Below are 17294 nucleotides of genomic sequence, written 5' to 3'. Positions count from 1 at the left end.
AATCTGGGAGAGTGGGAGCCAGAAACACGGAACTTTTGAAAGGCACTTTGGAGTACGACAAACGAAGCTGCCGATGAACACATCGGAAGTAGGGTGGAACCGCGATAATTATTCGTCCCTATGTCTATTAATAGGCATGGGGACTTTTTGCATGTTCCTCACTGCGACTGACACAAAGTGTCAGAGCAGATGTGGAACAGCACAAGGTGACTGAAAGGAACGTTGTCTCCTCTGTGTTAAAACAAACTGCTTAGCCAAAAACATGGAGTAGATGATGAACAGTACAAGGTGACCAAAGGGAACGTTGTAACCGAATAAAAAAAGCAAACAGTTAACACCAAAAGAAAAAATAGTAACGTTTATTCAAAAAAGCTCAATTGGCGCAAAGGCGACAGAGTAGATGATGAACAGCATAAAAATTATCCCATTCTACAAAATTGTTTTTCTGTAGCCCTTTTTAAATTTACATTCCCGAAGCAAAGTCAATCCCTATGTCTATAAAAAATATTCCAAGGAGGAAAACAATGAAAAACAAGTTAACCGTACAAGAAATGATTTTAACCTTGCAAAAATTTTGGTCATCTAATGGCTGTATGTTAATGCAAGCCTATGATACAGAAAAGGGAGCCGGCACCATGAGTCCTTACACGTTTTTACGTGCCATTGGACCTGAACCATGGAATGCTGCCTACGTAGAACCTTCTCGTCGTCCAGCTGATGGGCGCTATGGTGAAAATCCGAACCGTCTATACCAACATCATCAATTCCAAGTTGTAATGAAGCCTTCTCCTGAAAATATCCAAGAACTTTATCTAGAAAGTTTGAAATTATTAGGAATTGATCCATTAGAACATGACATTCGTTTTGTAGAAGATAACTGGGAAAATCCCTCAATGGGTTGTGCTGGTTTAGGTTGGGAAGTTTGGTTAGATGGCATGGAAATTACCCAATTTACGTATTTCCAACAAGTCGGCGGCTTACAATGTCATCCTGTCACTTCTGAAATTACTTACGGGTTAGAACGCTTGGCATCATATATCCAAGAAGTCGAAAGTGTCTATGATTTAGAATGGACACAAGGCGTTAAATATGGTGAAATTTTTGTGCAACCTGAATATGAACATTCAAAATATTCCTTTGAAATTAGTAACCAAGAAATGCTTTTAGAAAACTTTGACAAATTTGAAAAAGAAGCTAAACGCTGTATTGAAGAAAGCTTAGTTCACCCAGCCTATGATTATATTTTAAAATGTAGCCATACATTCAATTTATTGGATGCTCGCGGCGCTGTCTCTGTAACGGAACGTGCAGGATATTTAGCCCGCATTCGGAATATGGCTCGTTCCGTAGCGAAAATTTTTGTGGCTGAACGTGAAAAATTAGGGTTCCCATTATTAAATAAAGATCAAAGTGTATCCAAGGAGGCAGAATAACATGGCAAAAGATTTATTATTAGAAATTGGCTTAGAAGAAATGCCCGCACATGTTGTCACACCAAGCCGTATCCAACTTGAAGAAAAAGTAATCAAATTTTTAGATGAACATCATTTAGACTATGAAACAGTGCAATCCTTTGCCACACCTCGTCGCTTAGCCGTGAAAGTAACTGCGATTCCTGAAAAACAAGCGGATGTTGAAGAAGAAGTAAAAGGTCCAGCGAAAAAAATTGCTTTAGATGCTGAAGGAAATTGGTCAAAAGCTGCACAAGGTTTTGTACGCGGCCAAGGAGTTACAACTGAGGACATTGTTTTCAAAGAATTAAATGGTGTCGAATATGTCTATGTGACGAAGTTTACCAAAGGCCAAAGTGCCAAAGAGGTATTAACAAAATTAAATGACGTGATTACAAGTCTAACTTTCCCGGTAACAATGCACTGGGCAAACTATGATTTCGAATATATTCGTCCAATTCATTGGATTGTGGCACTACTTGATGATGAAGTAATTCCTTTCAAAGTGTTAGACGTGACGACAGGGCAAACTTCTCGTGGCCACCGTTTCTTGGGAGACGATGTGACGTTCCAACATGCTAATGAATATGAAGCAAAATTAAAAGAACAATTTGTAGTGGTTCAACCGAATGAACGGAAACAAATGATTGTTGATCAAGCGAACGCACTCGCTGCAGAAAAAAATTGGCAGTTAGCTTTAGATGAAGAGTTATTGGAAGAAGTTACGAATTTAGTGGAATATCCAACTGCATTTGTAGGCAGTTTTGATGAAAAATATTTATCTGTTCCAGATGAAGTATTAGTGACTTCTATGAAAGAACACCAACGTTACTTTGAAGTTCGTAACGACCAAGGCTTATTAATGCCGCATTTTATCGCTGTTCGCAATGGGGATAATGTTCACCTTGAAAACGTGATTAAAGGAAATGAAAAAGTGTTAATTGCTCGTTTAGAAGATGCAGAATTCTTTTACAATGAAGATAAAAAATTAACGATTGAAGCATGTGTTGAAAAACTAAAAAATGTGACTTTCCATGAAAAGATTGGTTCAATTTATGAAAAAATGCAACGGGTTGCTTTAATTGCACAAATCATTGGTCGAAAAGTTGGCTTATCTGAGGAGGAATTGGAAGATTTAAAACGTGCCTCTGAAATTTATAAATTTGACTTAGTAACAAATATGGTTGGTGAATTCCCAGAATTACAAGGAATTATGGGAGAAAAATATGCCTTATTACAAGGCGAAAAACCAGCCGTAGCAACGGCTATTCGAGAACATTATCTACCAACTTCCAGTGAAGGTGAATTGCCAGAAACAGCAATCGGGGCTGTTTTAGCCTTAGCCGATAAGCTTGACAGCGTCTTTTCATTCTTCTCAGTTGGTATGATTCCAACAGGTTCTAACGATCCTTATGCACTTCGTCGTCAAACCTATGGCGTTATCCGAATTATTGAAGATAAAGGCTGGACCTTCCCATTAGTCCAATTACAAACAGAAGTTGATGAAGCAGTGAATCAAGATGTTGAGAAATATGGCGTTTTACTAAACGAAGGACAAGCAGAAGTCGTTGAATTTGTGAAAGCTCGCTTACGTCAATTATTAATGACGAAAAATGTTCGCCATGACATTATCGATGCAGTGGTGTCTGCTGAGCAAGCCGATTTATCGAAATTATTTGCTTCAGCGAATATTTTAAAAAGCCGTTTTGAAGATCAAGATTTTAAACCATCAATGGAAGCCTTAACGCGTGTTATTAATTTAGCGAAAAAAGGTCAAGAACTTTTAGGTGATACTGAAGAAGGGATTGATCCAAGTCTGTTTGAAAATAAGGCAGAAAAAGAACTGTATCAAGCAGTTAACGATTTATCTGAAGCATTTGCGACACGCACGATTGCAGAAAACTATGAAGCACTAGTAAATCTACGTCCGTTAATTGATGCGTACTTCAATGAAACGATGGTTATGGTTGAGGATGAAAAAGTCAAACAAAACCGATTAAAACAATTAATGCAAATTGCTAAAATGGCGTTATCAATTGCTAGCTTAGACTTATTAATTGTAAAATAAAAAGCGCTGCTTTTCGACCGCTAAGGAGGAACTGGTAGCATGCTAGAAACAACATTTGAACAAATTTTAACACAATTATCAAAGCCAGCTGTTCGTGCGCTAACGAATGAAAAAATCGACAGTGTGGATGAACTCTACGCACGAGGCCGAGAAGCATTACTTTCGTTGCATGGCTTTGGTCCAAAGTCTATTCGAACTATTGAAGAGATGACTGGGAAAGAATTGAAGTAAAAAAAGGATCGCCGTTTAGAGGCGATCCTTTTTTTATTTACGTTTTTGTTTTCCAGCATTGCGACCTTTATTGCCGTTTGCTTTTGGTTGGTTCGTTTTTTGCGTTGCTTTGTTTGTTTCTTTTGGTGTCACATCCTTAATAGGAGTAACCACTTGTTTTGGTGGGTTATTTTTCAATTCTTCTTGTACTTGTTTTTTAATTCTTGGACGTAAGAGGATATTTGTGATGGCAGATTGAATACATGTGAAAATACCACCAACTACCCAGTAAAGCGCTACGCCTGCAGGTGAGCTAAAGGACATGAAAACAATCATTAATGGTGAAACAATCAGCATTGATTTCATTGTTTTCTTTTGTTCTTCAGGAATACCAATCATTGAAATATAGCCTTGAGCTAAATAGGCTAAACCAGCTAATGCCACTAAAATCATATTTGGTTGCCCTAAATTCATTCCTAAGAAGCTTGCCGTGGCAATACCTTTTGTATAACGAGCAGCAAAGAACAGAGAAGAGAAAATAGGCATTTGAATTAATAAAGGCAAACAACCAATTCCGCCAACCATACTCACATTGTTTTCTTTATAAATCTTTTGTAGTTCTGCTTGTGCGGCCATTTGTTCTTCACGCGTACTTGCTTGTTTCATTTTTGCTTGTGCAACATCCACTTGGGGTTTGATTGCTTGCATTTTTTCCGTTTGGATAAAGCTTTTTTTCGATTGATGTAAGCCTAACGGTAAAATAATGATCCGTACAATAATGGTGATAAAAATAATCGCCCAACCATAGTTCCAATTAAAGTTATCGACAAGATAAGTAATTGCATTACTCATCGGTAAAACAAGGAAGTTATAGACAAAACCTTCACCAGTTGGTTGTCCATCTGCTCCTGTTTTCACACAGCCTGATAAAAACATTACTAAAAATAGTAAGCCAGAGCCGTAAAGCCATCGGTTTAATTTACGCATGTAATTCGGTCCTTTTCTAAAAAATTTTTACATGGTTAACTATACTTGAAACAGCGCTCTTTTTCAATCAAAATCGAAAAGAAGCTCTTACAAAAATCAATAAAAAGCAGGAACTACTTGCTGTTCAAGGCTTCTTTCCGAAGAAATCAATCGTTAGAAAGTAAGTTTATTGGATTACTTTAAATTGTTCCGTTTCTTCTAACAAAGGGTCTTCTTGAATATCAACATACGTTACACGTCCCGCTGGACTGGGGGAATCTTTGATTTTTTTGATAAATGTTTCCATTATGTCTTCAGGTGCAATTGCTGTGATTGAAACGGACCCGTCGTCTTCGTTTCTCACTGAACCAGTGACACCTAATTGATCTGCCACCATTTTGGTCATGTAGCGGAAGCCAACACCTTGGACACGCCCTTGTACATTCATTCTTAGTTTTTCCATGAGAGACACTTCCTTTGCTTTTTTCTTTATGATAGCGATTTTTCTTGGTTCTAGCAAGTATCCAAGCAAGCTAGAAGCATGCTATAATACAAAGGCGAGGTGACTTATGAAAGAAATTACATCAACGAAAAATAACCAATTAAAAGAATGGAAAAAATTACACAAAAAGAAGTACCGAGAAGAACTGAACCAATATATAATAGAAGGATTTCATTTAGTTGAAGAAGCGGTGAAGGCCAATGCCGATGTCCAGTGGATTTTGTTTAACCAAAGAGGTCAACAAGAATGGGGAACTTGGTTAGCTGAACAAGAAACAGAAAAATTAATTTTTGTAAGTGATGAGGTTTTAAATAGCTTGTCGGAGCTGCCAACTTCACAAGGAATTTTGGCAATTGTCACCTTGGAAACGCAACAAGAGCAGTCGCTTTCTTTTAAAGGTGGTTGGTTACTTTTAGATAATATCCAAGACCCTGGCAATGTTGGTACGATGATTCGCACAGCTGATGCAGCAGGTTTAGCAGGCGTGATTTTAGGTAAGGGCACAGCAGATATTTACAATACAAAAGTGTTGCGCTCAATGCAGGGAAGCCACTATCATTTACCAGTTCTCCAACGAGAGTTGACTGAAGTGGTTCAGGCATTCAAGAAGCAAGGTCTACCAGTTTTCGGTACAGAACTAAATGAAGCTGCGATTGCTTATTATGAACAAGAGGCAGTGGAAAATTATGCGTTGATTTTAGGCAATGAAGGTAGCGGGGTTTCGCCAGAATTGTTAGCAGAAACCACGAAAAATCTTTATATTCCAATGAAAGGTCAAGCAGAATCATTGAATGTCGCTATCGCAGCGGGCGTGTTAATGTTTTATTTTGAAAATAATAAATAACAGAAACGAGTGTCAAAAAATGCTGACTATCAAAAAGACAACCCAGTTAACAGAAAAAGAATTAGAAACCATTATGGCTATTTGGCTGCAAACGAATCTAGAAGCTCATCCATTTGTCGCACCAACTTATTGGCAAGAAAATAAGGCATTTGTCCGCGCTGCGTTACCAAAAGCAACACTGATCTTAGCAGAAGAAGAGGGTCAGATAATTGGGTTTTTAGGCTTAATGGATAACTATATCGCAGGAATTTTTATAAAAAAAGTGTTTCAAGGGAAGGGCATCGGTCAGAAATTACTGCAAGTAGCAAAAGAAGAACAGGACATCTTATCTTTGGCTGTTTACAGGGAAAATCAAGCAGCGTACGCCTTTTATCAAAAACAAGGCTTTGTCCAACAAAAGCGAACCATCGATGAAACAGGAAACGAAGAATGTCATCTTGTTTGGCAAGCGCAGTAGGAGCGACATTTCTAGTTTTAAGGCTTGCTATTTTTCTGAAAATATCTTATACTGTTAAAGGTGTGATTTTCACACACGAAATCCACATTCTTTTCCATCTGCGAAGTGGTGCTACTACGGTAGTTCTTCAAGGAGTTGACGAAAAGAAGAGGAAAATAAAAACCAAACTGGAGGAAACACAACATGGCAGTAATTTCTATGAAACAATTACTAGAAGCCGGCGTACACTTTGGTCACCAAACTCGTCGCTGGAACCCAAAAATGAAGAAATATATCTTCACAGAAAGAAACGGTATCTACATCATTGATTTACAAAAAACAGTGAAATTAGTAGATGCAGCTTACGATTACATGAAAAACGTTGCAGAAGAAGGCGGCGTTGCTTTATTCGTAGGAACTAAAAAACAAGCACAAGAAGCAATCAAAGATGAAGCAATCCGCGCTGGTCAATACTATGTAAACCATCGTTGGTTAGGTGGTACGTTAACTAACTGGGATACAATCCAAAAACGTATTGCTCGCTTGAAAAAAATCAATGCAATGGAAGAAGACGGCACTTTCGAAGTTTTACCTAAGAAAGAAGTTGCTGGCTTAAACAAAGAACGTGAACGTTTAGAAAAATTCTTAGGTGGTATCGCTGATATGCCAAGAATTCCAGATGTAATGTACATCGTTGACCCACGTAAAGAACGCATTGCTGTTCAAGAAGCACACAAATTAAACATTCCAATCGTTGCAATGGTTGATACAAACTGTGATCCTGATGAGATTGATGTTGTAATCCCTTCAAATGATGATGCAATCCGCGCTGTGAAATTAATCACTGCTAAAATGGCTGACGCTTTCATCGAAGGTAACCAAGGGGAAGACCAAGCAACTGAAGAGTTATTCGTTGAAGAAACACCAGAAGCAACTTCAATCGAAGAAATCGTTGATGTTGTTGAAGGAAACAACGAATCAGCTGAATAATAATGATTACGGAGCTGTCTCAAAGGCTAGGCGACAAAAAGCCTGATTCTCCTTTGAGATAGCTTTTTTAAAAAGAATTGATAATATCCGAGGAGGACACAAATAATGGCAGACGTTACAGCTAAAATGGTAAAAGAATTACGCGATATGACTGGCGTTGGAATGATGGACGCTAAAAAAGCATTAGTAAAAGTAGAAGGCGACATGGAAAAAGCCGTAGACTTTTTACGTGAAAATGGTATGGCTAAAGCAGCGAAGAAAAATGACCGCATTGCGGCTGAAGGTTTAGCAAACGTAGCAACTGTAGGTAACGTTGCAGCAATCGTTGAAGTAAACTCAGAAACTGACTTCGTTTCTAAAAACGAAATGTTCCAAGATTTAGTTAAAGATATTGCGACTAAAGTTGCTGAAAACAAACCAGCTACGATGGAAGAAGCAATGGCTATTAAAACTGAAAAAGGCACAATCGAATCTGATTTAATCGAAGCAACAACTGTTATCGGTGAAAAAATCAGTTTCCGTCGTTTTGAAGTTGTCGAAAAAGCTGACAATGCTGCATTTGGCGCTTACTTACACATGGGTGGCCGTATTGCTGTATTAACAGTTATCGATGGCACAACTGACGAAGAAGTAGCGAAAGATGTTGCTATGCACATCGCGGCAATCAACCCTCGCTATGTCAACGAATCTCAAATTCCTCAAGAAGAATTAGAACACGAAAAAGCTGTGTTAACTGAACAAGCATTAAACGAAGGTAAACCAGCAAATATCGTTGAAAAAATGGTTGTTGGTCGTCTACAAAAATTCAAAGCAGAAATCGCTTTGGTTGACCAACCATTTGTTAAAGATCCAGATATGACTGTCGAAAAATTTGTTGCTTCTAAAGGCGGCGAAGTGAAATCATTCGTACGTTTTGAAGTTGGCGAAGGTATCGAAAAACGTGAAGATAACTTTGCGGATGAAGTAATGAGCCAAATGAAAAACTAAGAGCATCAAACGCTCGGTTGAAAAGCCGTGAATCATAAGTATCTAAACAGACAGCGATCCCCAAAGGAAGCTGCATAAATTGATTACTGCTTGATTCAAGGCAGTCTTTCAGCCATTTGGGAACGCATAACTTTGATATGCGCTCCCTTTTTTTAGGCAAAACCAGTGGATCGCACTGCTTGGTCTAAAAAATCATTTTGGTGAAAAGTCATCTAAATGAGGAATTGAATGATTTTTAGAGAATCTTGGAGGGAATTATGATGGTTAAACCTAAGTATCAACGTGTCGTATTAAAGTTAAGTGGAGAAGCGCTAGCCGGAGAAGACGGTTTTGGCATTAAACCACCAGTCATTAAAGAAATCGTCCAAGAAATTAAAGAGGTCCATGAATTAGGTATCGAAATGGCCATCGTGGTTGGCGGCGGAAACATCTGGCGTGGACAAATTGGTGCTCAAATGGGCATGGAACGTGCACAAGCAGATTATATGGGCATGTTAGCTACTGTGATGAATGCCTTAGCATTGCAAGATACATTAGAAAATCTTGGTGTGCCTACACGTGTTCAAACATCAATTGAAATGCGTCAAATTGCAGAACCATACATTCGTCGTCGTGCAGAACGTCATTTAGAAAAAGGCCGCGTTGTTATTTTTGCCGGAGGAACAGGAAATCCTTACTTCTCGACAGATACAACGGCTGCGTTACGAGCTGCAGAAGTAGATGCGGACGTCATCTTAATGGCGAAGAACAATGTTGATGGTGTTTATTCTGCGGATCCACGTGTGGATGAAACAGCGACAAAATTTGAAGAACTAACACATTTAGATGTTATTTCTAAAGGGCTGCAAGTAATGGATTCAACAGCAAGCTCATTAAGTATGGATAACGATATTCCTTTAGTTGTCTTTAACCTAAATGAAGCAGGAAATATCCGTCGTGCCATCCTTGGTGAAAATATCGGAACAACTGTAAGGGGGAAATAAAGAATGTCTAAAGAAGTTTTAGCAACAGCCAAAGAAAAAATGACAAAAGCGGAAGAAAGCTTACGCCGTGAATTAGGTCAAATTCGTGCTGGTCGTGCGAACGCAAGTCTATTAGACCGTATTCAAGTAGAATATTATGGTGCACCAACACCAGTTAACCAATTAGCAAGTATCAATATCCCAGAAGCTCGTGTATTAATGATTACACCGTTTGACAAAAATTCTATCGCTGACATTGAAAAAGCTATTCAAATGAGTGATATCGGCATTAGCCCAACCAATGATGGAAATGTCATCCGTTTAGTGATTCCACAATTAACGGAAGAACGTCGGAAAGAATTAGCCAAAGACGTGAAAAAAGAAGCGGAAAACTCAAAAGTTGCTGTCCGTAACGTTCGTCGTGATGCAATGGATGAATTGAAAAAAGCTCAAAAAAATGGCGATATCACTGAAGATGAATTACGTTCATTTGAAAAAGATGTTCAAAAATTAACAGATGATAGCATCAAAAATATCGATGCGATTACTGCGGAAAAAGAACAAGAACTTTTAGAAGTATAAAACCAATCACTAATAAAAATTATTGAATCCAGAGAAGCAAATGCTCTGGATTTTTTTGTATAGATGAGGAAGGCGTATCTCAAAGCTCTCTTTGCGAAAGTCATTCTAAAGTAATTATTTAAGAAAACGCTTTCTTAAATAAATTTTTTTATTCTACCAGAATTTTTTTCTTTGTGTAGAGAGGATCACTTAAAAATATAGAGAAACTTTGAAATATCAGCCTTTTAAAATTTTCCTTCACAAATTGAATCCTAAAATTTGATGATAAGAGTTGTTATTTTTAGCAATTGTAATTTGCGATTCATTCTCAATTAGGCTAAAATGAGTGAGAACGGAAAAACGATTAAAACAAGTTGGAGGGAATTGTACATGTCTGTGTTAGAAATCAAAAATTTACACGTATCAATTGAAGATAAAAAGATTCTAAAAGGGGTCGATTTAACAATTAATACTGGAGAAATCCATGCAATTATGGGACCTAATGGGACTGGTAAATCTACTTTATCAGCAGCAATTATGGGAAATCCTAACTATGAAGTCACAGAAGGAGAAATTCTATTTGACGGCGTGAACGTTTTAGATTTAGAAGTAGACGAACGCGCTCGCCTAGGCTTATTCTTAGCAATGCAATACCCAAGTGAAATTCCAGGGATTACCAATGCTGAATTCATGCGTGCAGCAATCAATGCAAAACGTGACGAAGACAACAAAATGTCAGTCATGCAGTTCTTAAAAAAATTAGATAGCAAAATGGAATTATTAAATATGCCTGAAGAAATGGCTGAGCGTTACTTAAACGAAGGTTTTTCTGGCGGCGAGAAAAAACGAAATGAAATTTTACAATTATTGATGTTAGAGCCTACGTTTGCCATTTTAGATGAAATTGATTCAGGCCTAGATATCGATGCGTTAAAAGTAGTTTCTAAAGGGGTTAATGAAATGCGCGGCGAGAACTTTGGTGCGTTAATTATTACCCATTATCAACGCTTATTGAACTATATCACGCCAGATGTTGTTCATATCATGATGGAAGGCCGCGTTGTGAAAACCGGTGGGGCTGATTTGGCAAAACGTTTAGAAACAGAAGGCTATGCTGGTATCAGCCAAGAATTAGGTATTGATTACAAAGAAGAAGCGTAAGGAGGACAAGATAAATGAAAAAAGTAAATCTAATGGATTATCTTGACGAAGTCACCGCTTTTTCACTAGAACATGAAGAACCAGCTTGGATGACTGAATTGCGAACAACGGCTTTAAAAAACGCTGACGAAAGTGAGTTACCACATATTGATCGTGTGAAATTTCATCGTTGGCCTTTATTAAATGTTCACATGGAAAGTTATGTGCCTTCTGAAGGAAATGTCGCAAGTTTTGATCAAATGAAAGACAATCCTTTAATTGTTCAACAAGGATCTTTTCATGCTTTTGAGCAATTGCCAGTCTCATTAGCGGAACAAGGGGTAATTTTTACAGACATCTTTACTGCTTTACAAGAGCACCCAGAATTAGTTAAAGAATACTATATGACTAAAGCCGTATTACCAGAAGAAGATAAGCTGACAGCAGCTCATGCAGCTTTCATGAATAGTGGCGTTTTCTTATACGTTCCTAAAAACGTAGTGATTGAAGAGCCCATTGAATCTTTGTTTATTCAGGATTCAGATAGCAACCAACCTTTCTTTAAACATGTTTTAATCGTTGCAGATAATCATAGTGAATTCAGTTATTTAGAACGTTTTCAATCCACTGGTCATCACGCAGAGAAAGCTTCTGGAAATATTGTTGTGGAAGTGATTGCGAAAGATGGCGCAAAAGTTAAATACTCAGCCGTGGATCAATTAGGGCAAACTGTAACGACTTATATGAATCGTCGTGGCTATATTATGCGGGATGCCTCTGTTGATTGGGCTCTAGGCGTCATGAATGATGGCGATGTTGTGGCTGATTTTGATTCTGATTTAGTTGGCGAAGGCGCTCATTCAGAAGTTAAAGTCGTTGCAATTAGTGCAGGTAAACAAACACAAGGCATCGACACACGAGTGACAAACAAAGCGCCACATTCAATTGGTCATATTTTACAACATGGAGTTATTCGTGAACGTGGTACTTTAACGTTTAACGGAATTGGCCACATTTTAAAAGGAGCAAAAGGAGCCGACGCACAGCAAGAAAGTCGTGTTTTAATGCTGTCTGATAAAGCTCGTGGTGATGCCAATCCAATTCTTTTAATTGATGAAAATGAAGTGACTGCCGGACACGCAGCCAGTGTTGGTCGAGTAGATCCAGAAGAAATGTATTATTTAATGAGCCGCGGCTTGCGTAAAGAAGAAGCGGAACGTTTGGTGATTCGTGGCTTCCTAGGTTCTGTCATTACAGCAATTCCAGTTAAAGAAGTACAAAATGAATTTGTAGAAGTAATTGAAGGGAAGTTAAACGCATGATGGATGCAGCAACCATTCGTCAATCGTTTCCTATTTTATTTCAAGAAGTTAATGATGAACCGCTAGTTTATTTAGACAATGCTGCAACAACCCAAAAACCAACGGCAGTGTTAGATGTTTTACGACATTATTATGAAACCGATAATGCCAATGTTCATCGTGGGGTGCACACGTTAGCCGAACGAGCAACGAAGGACCATGAGGCCTCCCGCGAAAAGGTTCGCCAATTTATCCATGCCAAAGAAACAGCGGAAGTTTTATTTACACGAGGAACAACAACCAGTTTGAATTGGATTGCCAAAAGTTATGGTGACTTGGCAGTTACAGCCGGGGATGAAATCGTCATATCTTACATGGAACATCATTCAAACATTATTCCCTGGCAACAATTAGCCCAACGTACAGGAGCCATTTTGAAGTATATAGACGTCACTGAAGACGGCTTTTTAGACATGGCAAGTGCACGTCAACAAATTACAGAAAAAACGAAAATTGTTTCGATTGCTCATGTTTCAAATGTGTTAGGGGTCATTAATCCAATCGAAGAATTAACACAATTAGCTCATCAAAATGGCGCTGTGATGGTGGTAGACGGCGCGCAAGCAGTTCCTCATATGCCTGTGGACGTTCAAGCCATCGATGCTGATTTTTATGCATTTAGTGGTCACAAAATGTGTGGACCAACTGGAATTGGTGTCCTTTATGGCAAACGTCATTTATTGGAACAAATGGAACCTGTGGAATTTGGTGGCGAAATGATTGACTTTGTTCATCTTCAAGAAAGTACTTGGAAAGAGCTTCCATGGAAATTTGAAGCTGGCACACCTAATATTGCTGGGGCAATTGCCTTAGGTGCCGCCATTGATTATTTAACAGAAATTGGTTTGGAGGCCATTCATCAACATGAAGCAGCCCTTGTTCACTATGTTTTGCCGAAGTTGCAAGCTATCGAGGGCTTGACGATTTATGGTCCACAGAATCCAAAAGACCACACAGGTGTGATTGCTTTTAATATTGAAGGTTTACATCCACATGATGTGGCTACGGCGTTAGATATGGAAGGGGTCGCTGTCAGAGCGGGTCACCATTGCGCGCAACCGTTATTAAACTATTTGAGCGTGCCAGCAACCGCACGGGCAAGTTTTTATTTATACAATACCAAAGAAGACGCAGATCGCTTAGTTGAAGCGATTAAAGCGACAAAGGAGTTTTTCCAGCATGGCACTTTCTAAATTAGATAACTTATATCGCCAAGTCATTTTGGACCATTCTAGCCACCCACATCACCACGGAACGCTAGATGCGTCTAGCCAAACAATTGAACTGAATAATCCTACTTGTGGAGACGTGATTGAACTGGATGTGGTCATTGAAGACGGTGTGATTAAAGATATCGCCTTTCAAGGAAGTGGCTGTTCCATCAGTACAGCAAGTGCTAGTATGATGACTGATGCAGTCTTAGGAAAAACAATCGCCGAAGCAACGGCCTTAGCAGAGGATTTCTCTCAACTTGTTCAAGGAAATGAAGTGGCCGAAGATGAAAAATTAGGCGATGCAGCAATGTTAAGCGGCGTAGCTAAATTTCCAGCTCGGATTAAATGTGCAACCTTGGCTTGGAAAGCCTTAGAGCAGGCTGTTGCTAATAACGGCCAAGGCGAAGCCGGTCATTTACATTGTGAAAAATAAAGAAAGGGTGACGACGAATTGAGTACAGTACCTGAATTAGAAGAATATAAATTTGGCTTTCACGACGATGTGGAACCAGTCTTTAGTACCGGAGACGGTCTAACAGAAGACGTCGTTCGCGAAATTTCTCGCGTGAAAGGCGAACCAGAATGGATGCTTGACTTCCGTTTAAAATCGTTAGAACAATTCAATAAAATGCCCATGCAAGAATGGGGTCCAGACCTGTCAGATATTGACTTTAGTAAAATTAAATATTACCAAAAACCGAGTGACAAACCCGCACGCGATTGGGATGATGTACCTGATAAAATCAAAGAAACCTTTGAAAAAATTGGGATTCCCGAAGCTGAGCGTGCTTATCTAGCTGGGGCTTCTGCTCAATATGAATCAGAAGTTGTTTACCACAACATGAAAGAAGAATTTGAAAAATTAGGCATCATTTTTACAGATACTGACTCTGCTTTAAAAGAATATCCTGACCTATTCAAAGAGTATTTTTCAAAACTTGTGCCGCCAACAGATAATAAATTGGCCGCTTTAAACTCAGCTGTTTGGTCAGGCGGAACCTTTATTTATGTACCAAAAGGCGTTCGAGTTGATGTACCATTACAAACATATTTCCGAATCAACGCTGAAAATACCGGCCAATTTGAACGGACCTTGATTATTGTCGATGAAGGGGCCAGCGTTCACTATGTTGAAGGTTGTACGGCACCCACGTATTCAAGTAACAGCTTGCATGCGGCCATCGTAGAAATTTTCACTAGAAAAGATGCTTATTGTCGTTATACCACTATTCAAAACTGGTCAGATAACGTCTACAACCTAGTAACCAAACGTGCTAAAGCTTACGAAGGTGCCACTGTCGAATGGATTGATGGGAACCTAGGAGCTAAAACAACCATGAAATACCCAAGCGTTTACTTAGATGGCAAAGGTGCCCGTGGCACGATGTTATCGATTGCCTTTGCTGGTGCTAACCAAATCCAAGATACTGGGGCCAAAATGATTCACAATGCGCCGAATACCTCTAGCTCAATTGTTTCAAAATCAATTGCTAAAGACGGCGGCGAAGTTAACTACCGTGGCCAAGTGACTTTTGGAAAAGACAGCGCAGGTTCGATTTCCCACATCGAATGCGACACGATTATCATGGACGAAAAATCAAAATCAGATACAATTCCATTTAACGAAATCCATAACAGCCAAGTGTCCTTGGAACATGAAGCCAAAGTTTCAAAAATTTCTGAAGAACAATTATATTATCTAATGAGTCGCGGCTTATCTGAAGCCGAAGCGACAGAAATGATTGTTATGGGCTTTGTTGAACCATTTACGAAAGAATTACCGATGGAATATGCGGTTGAGTTGAATCGCTTGATTAGTTATGAGATGGAAGGGTCAGTAGGATAGTTTTTCACTCTACCAACAAATAATCAACCAAAATAACAACGGAAAGCCAGACAAGAAACATACTAATCATGCTTCTTCAAAGAAAGCACAAATAGAAAAAGCGATGACTCCATAGAGATTTTCTTCTCGAGTCATCGCTTTTTCTTATATTTTAGTTAAAAAATCATTTTACTAAAGGTTGAAGTAACTTGTTCCAGAAACTAATGAGTGGGCCAGCACCAAATGCACAAATGATTGTCCCAATCCCAATTGGACCACCAGCAATAAAGCCAATTAATAGGACCAACAAATCTTGTGCTTTTCGAACAGAAGCGTAAGGTTTGTTGGTTTGTTGACAGATGGTTGGCGCAATCGCATCATAGGGGGATTCACCTTGATCTGTAGCCATGTATAAGGCGCAGCCAAATGTAAAAATCAGGACTCCGACGAATAAAGAAAGTAGTTTGCCAATTGTTGAGCCTCCTAAACTATTGGCGTAAGGTTGAAGCCAAGTAGAAATCTGTTGAATCAAAATCCCTACTAAAAGCATATTTAAAATAGTTCCTAGACCAATGGCTTTTTTGTTTTTTAAATAGACATAGAATAGAATAAACGCATTGACAATAATTTGAAAAATGCCTAATTGCATACCAAACATTGAAGAAAGTCCGATATTCATAGCAGTGAAAGGATCAACTCCTAAACCTGCCACTCTTAAAGTGGATGCGCCAATCCCGATAATAACTAAACCAATTAAAATTAAAAGAACATTTTTGACTAGTTTCATGATAAGCCTCCTGAATAGATTTTGTGTGTGATAGTACAAAGTCTGCAACAAAAATTCATAGAGAATTTTTGTTGCAGACTACTTTTTAACCAGCTCCGTGTTGGAACGAAGGGTATAGAGACATCCCACCATCTACAAAGAGTGTTGTTCCGGTTACGTATGAGGATTCATCAGAAGCTAACCAAGCGGCCGCAGCAGCTACTTGATTTGGTTTACCAATAATGCCCATAGGAACCATGCTCGTTGTTTGTTTTAACTGTTCGGGATCGGAAAATTTTTCAGCATTAATAGGTGTGTTAATCGCTCCAGGTGCAATACAGTTGGCACGAATACCATATTCCGCATATTCCAAAGCGATTGTTTTCGTGAACATTTCGGTTGCGCCTTTACTTGCCGCATAGTGGGCGAACGTTGGCCAAGGAATTCTTTGGTGAACGGAGGACATATTAATGATTGACCCTTTGATTTTTTGATCTCTAAATATTCGGAGTGCCTCTCTAGAACCCAAAAAGACACCGTTTAAATTGACATCAATGACACGTTGCCATTCTTTTAATGGCATATCAATTGTCGGAAAAGAAGCCTCCACACCGGCGTTATTTACCCAAATGTCAACATGACCAAACTCTTTTAAAGCGGTTTCAGCTAACGCTTTAATATCTTCTTCATTAGAGACATCAGCCTTCACGAATTTTACGCGGTCTGCGTGCTTGGCTTGAACATCTTCAAATTCTTTAGGCAGCTCACCGACATAGTCAGCAACAACATTCATACCTTCTAAGATATAACGCAGAGTAATAAATAATCCTAAACCCGTAGCTGCACCAGTGACAACGGCCACTTTACCATGTAATTCTCCATACATTGATTCATTCCCCCTAAAATTACTATTAATACTTTCATGGTAGCACATGTCAATCAGCGTGTTGATAAAATACGACAAACTGTCGGAAAAGTTTATGGTCTAAAGTTAGCTACTATTGTTGAAGG

The 17294-nt window shown here is 38.8% G+C and carries 18 protein-coding genes; 14 read left to right on the top strand and 4 right to left on the bottom strand.

Annotated features, from left to right (window positions below):
* The first annotated feature begins 524 nt into the window (after positions 1 to 524).
* The 3 genes from glyQ to IGJ03_RS08810 are packed head-to-tail and all read left to right on the top strand — an operon-like array spanning position 525 to position 3750.
* The gene (glyQ, locus tag IGJ03_RS08820) at positions 525 to 1433 is read left to right on the top strand and encodes a glycine--tRNA ligase subunit alpha (protein WP_002379669.1); all 909 of its coding nucleotides are present in this window, start codon (positions 525 to 527) and stop codon (positions 1431 to 1433) included.
* A 1-nt stretch (position 1434) separates the two neighbouring features.
* Complete coding sequence (gene glyS / locus IGJ03_RS08815) at positions 1435 to 3519, top strand: glycine--tRNA ligase subunit beta (protein ID WP_002370425.1); 2085 nt, start codon at positions 1435 to 1437, stop codon at positions 3517 to 3519.
* Between the two features lie 39 nt (positions 3520 to 3558).
* Positions 3559 to 3750, top strand: a complete 192-nt coding sequence (locus IGJ03_RS08810) for a DNA-directed RNA polymerase subunit alpha C-terminal domain-containing protein (protein ID WP_002374345.1) — start codon at positions 3559 to 3561, stop codon at positions 3748 to 3750.
* Positions 3751 to 3783: 33 nt separating this feature from the next.
* Here IGJ03_RS08810 and yidC read toward each other — a convergent pair whose 3' ends face one another.
* Complete coding sequence (yidC, locus tag IGJ03_RS08805) at positions 3784 to 4716, bottom strand: membrane protein insertase YidC (protein ID WP_002384232.1); 933 nt, start codon at positions 4714 to 4716, stop codon at positions 3784 to 3786.
* 166 nt (positions 4717 to 4882) lie between these two features.
* Positions 4883 to 5158 (bottom strand): acylphosphatase, encoded by a 276-nt coding sequence (locus IGJ03_RS08800; RefSeq protein WP_010706543.1) that lies wholly within the window; start codon positions 5156 to 5158, stop codon positions 4883 to 4885.
* A gap of 106 nt (positions 5159 to 5264) precedes the next feature.
* On the opposite strand from IGJ03_RS08800, the gene IGJ03_RS08795 reads away from it, so the two are divergent.
* The 11 genes from IGJ03_RS08795 (at position 5265) to sufB (ending at position 15538) form a co-directional block, all read left to right on the top strand.
* Entirely contained in the window at positions 5265 to 6041 is a 777-nt protein-coding gene (locus tag IGJ03_RS08795; protein WP_002397152.1) for a TrmH family RNA methyltransferase, read from the top strand.
* 19 nt (positions 6042 to 6060) lie between these two features.
* Positions 6061 to 6498, top strand: a complete 438-nt coding sequence (locus IGJ03_RS08790) for a GNAT family N-acetyltransferase (RefSeq protein ID WP_010815202.1) — start codon at positions 6061 to 6063, stop codon at positions 6496 to 6498.
* A 183-nt stretch (positions 6499 to 6681) separates the two neighbouring features.
* A complete protein-coding gene (rpsB, locus tag IGJ03_RS08785; protein WP_002356759.1) occupies positions 6682 to 7467 on the top strand; it encodes a 30S ribosomal protein S2 in 786 nt (261 codons plus the stop codon).
* Positions 7468 to 7572: 105 nt separating this feature from the next.
* Positions 7573 to 8454 (top strand): translation elongation factor Ts, encoded by an 882-nt coding sequence (tsf, locus tag IGJ03_RS08780; RefSeq protein ID WP_002356760.1) that lies wholly within the window; start codon positions 7573 to 7575, stop codon positions 8452 to 8454.
* Between the two features lie 260 nt (positions 8455 to 8714).
* Entirely contained in the window at positions 8715 to 9437 is a 723-nt protein-coding gene (pyrH, locus tag IGJ03_RS08775) for a UMP kinase (RefSeq protein ID WP_002356761.1), read from the top strand.
* A 3-nt stretch (positions 9438 to 9440) separates the two neighbouring features.
* Positions 9441 to 9998, top strand: coding sequence for a ribosome recycling factor (gene frr, locus IGJ03_RS08770; protein ID WP_002356762.1), 558 nt, complete (start codon positions 9441 to 9443; stop codon positions 9996 to 9998).
* Between the two features lie 369 nt (positions 9999 to 10367).
* A complete protein-coding gene (gene sufC / locus IGJ03_RS08765) occupies positions 10368 to 11138 on the top strand; it encodes a Fe-S cluster assembly ATPase SufC (RefSeq protein WP_002356763.1) in 771 nt (256 codons plus the stop codon).
* A gap of 14 nt (positions 11139 to 11152) precedes the next feature.
* A complete protein-coding gene (gene sufD, locus IGJ03_RS08760) occupies positions 11153 to 12439 on the top strand; it encodes a Fe-S cluster assembly protein SufD (RefSeq protein WP_010823041.1) in 1287 nt (428 codons plus the stop codon).
* Positions 12436 to 13671: a cysteine desulfurase gene (locus IGJ03_RS08755; protein ID WP_085444236.1), complete on the top strand. Its 1236-nt coding sequence runs from the start codon at positions 12436 to 12438 to the stop codon at positions 13669 to 13671. The genes sufD and IGJ03_RS08755 overlap by 4 nt, the downstream gene beginning before the upstream one ends.
* A complete protein-coding gene (gene sufU / locus IGJ03_RS08750) occupies positions 13658 to 14125 on the top strand; it encodes a Fe-S cluster assembly sulfur transfer protein SufU (RefSeq protein WP_010823040.1) in 468 nt (155 codons plus the stop codon). The genes IGJ03_RS08755 and sufU overlap by 14 nt, the downstream gene beginning before the upstream one ends.
* A gap of 18 nt (positions 14126 to 14143) precedes the next feature.
* Complete coding sequence (gene sufB / locus IGJ03_RS08745) at positions 14144 to 15538, top strand: Fe-S cluster assembly protein SufB (protein ID WP_002356769.1); 1395 nt, start codon at positions 14144 to 14146, stop codon at positions 15536 to 15538.
* A 163-nt stretch (positions 15539 to 15701) separates the two neighbouring features.
* Here the strand turns inward: sufB and IGJ03_RS08740 are convergent, their stop codons facing one another.
* On the bottom strand, positions 15702 to 16304 hold the full coding sequence (locus IGJ03_RS08740; RefSeq protein ID WP_002382778.1) for a YczE/YyaS/YitT family protein: 603 nt from the start codon (positions 16302 to 16304) through the stop codon (positions 15702 to 15704).
* A gap of 85 nt (positions 16305 to 16389) precedes the next feature.
* Complete coding sequence (locus IGJ03_RS08735) at positions 16390 to 17169, bottom strand: SDR family oxidoreductase (protein WP_002359767.1); 780 nt, start codon at positions 17167 to 17169, stop codon at positions 16390 to 16392.
* Between the last annotated feature and the right edge of the window lie 125 nt (positions 17170 to 17294).

Origin of the sequence: Enterococcus sp. DIV1315a, assembly GCF_051712325.1 — a bacterium.
Lineage (GTDB): Bacteria > Bacillota > Bacilli > Lactobacillales > Enterococcaceae > Enterococcus > Enterococcus faecalis.
This window is presented reverse-complemented; position numbering and strand designations above follow the sequence as displayed.